Origin of the sequence: Nocardioides oceani (assembly GCF_030412965.1) — a bacterium.
GTDB classification, from domain to species: Bacteria; Actinomycetota; Actinomycetes; order Propionibacteriales; family Nocardioidaceae; genus Nocardioides; species Nocardioides oceani.
This window is the reverse complement of sequence record NZ_JAUHJQ010000064.1, coordinates 1-376: the sequence shown is the minus strand read 5'-3', so window position 1 is coordinate 376 and position 376 is coordinate 1. Positions and strand designations below refer to the sequence as shown.

The following is a 376-nucleotide window of genomic DNA, read 5'->3' as shown; positions in this document are numbered from 1 at the left end:
TCTATCTTTATGGTACTGAACATAAAAACAATGACACGAAAACTATCTATTCTGTAAACGACCAAAAAGTCAGTTCTGGAACAGATAACATTCGATCTGCATGTGTCCTTAACACCATCGGATTTGGATTTGGCGTTCTTCCTGCACGCGACTCTCCCTACATTGGAAACCGAGTTAGTGTCAGTTCCACCACCGGATTTACTGTTTGGAAGATCCAGTCATTTGACATACTTGTCGGAGACTTGAAATACACTTGTGATACTATGCTCATCAGTGATTTCGGTTGTGTAATTGTCGCTGAAATTAAGACGACTATCGGAGATGCCTAATTGGTGAAACAAAACACATTTTCAACACCTCCCAAAATCTTGACTCC

1 protein-coding gene is annotated in these 376 nt (G+C 40.4%); it reads left to right on the top strand.

Translation table 11 applies throughout. The features are described 5' to 3' along the window. On the top strand, window positions 1-329 hold a 329-nt coding region (locus QWY28_RS23275; RefSeq protein WP_300955301.1), incomplete at its 5' end, for a hypothetical protein. Window positions 330-376 lie beyond the last annotated feature (47 nt).